General features: G+C 54.6%; 1 pseudogene. It reads right to left on the bottom strand.

Annotated features, from left to right (window positions below):
* A pseudogene (locus tag VKV18_RS14000) lies at positions 1–983 on the bottom strand (protein prkA); the annotation flags it as partial.
* Positions 984–1,019: the final 36 nt, after the last annotated feature.

Here is a 1,019-nt window from a genome sequence, read left to right as displayed (position 1 = left end):
TTCACAACGAAGATGCGGTCTATCATCGCCTCGTTCTCTTTATTGGAGAAGTAAGAGTTGTACTCGTACTCGTTGGTGTGGGCGATGACGGCCACATCGCAGTAGATGAGTGCAAAGCGACTCGCCTTAATGGTCTGCTCTCCGGCAACGGTGTTAAGTTCATAGAGGAAGCGCTTTTCGGCCTTAAGCATCTCGATGAACTCCATGACCCCGCGGTTAGCGATGTTCAGTTCGCCATCGAAGTTGTAGGCGCGGGGGTCCGATTCACGGCCATACTCGGTGAGGGCTTGAATGTTCACGCTGCCGGTAAGCTCGGCCACATCTTGGCTTTTCGGGTCGGCGGGTTTGAAGGTGCCGATGCCCACCCGGTCTCGCTCCGAGAAGAAGATGCGTTCCACAGGGACTTTATGGTAGTCGGTGCCCCACTCGTTATCGAGGCGATAGCGGCAGACAGGGCAGAGGTCCCCTTCGATATGCACTCCGAACTCCTGCTTAAACTGGGGGCGCAGGTCTTCTGGAATAAGATGGAGTGGTTCCTCATGCATGGGGCAGCCTTTAATGGCATAGATGGCGCCATTGGGGGTTTTGCTATAGCGCTCCAAGCCGCGTTTGATGAGGGTGACCAAAGTAGATTTTCCGCCGCCCACCGGGCCAACCAACATAAGAATGCGTTTGCGAATATCGAGGCGCCGTGCGGCCGGGCTAAAGTACTCCTCCACAAGGAGTTGCAGGGTTCGATCTAGCCCGTAAAGCTCGTTCTCAAAAAACTTGTAACGGCGCTGGTTATCGCCGATCTCCTCAACGCCGGCATCCAAGATCATATTGTAGATACGAGCGTGGGCAAGGTCGGCGATGCGCGGGTTCTTAATGACCATGTCGAGATAGTCGGCAAAGGTCCCTTCCCACGCCAATTCGCGTTCATGGGCACGTTGTTCAGACATCCTTTTCAGGAAGTCGGTGGTGCTTGTGCCTGTCATCTTCATACAGCCTCCTGCTGTCTGCCTTACAGTATGCAAACG

This window comes from Chthonomonas sp., assembly GCF_035294505.1.
GTDB lineage: Bacteria > Armatimonadota > Chthonomonadetes > Chthonomonadales > Chthonomonadaceae > Chthonomonas.
This window is presented reverse-complemented; position numbering and strand designations above follow the sequence as displayed.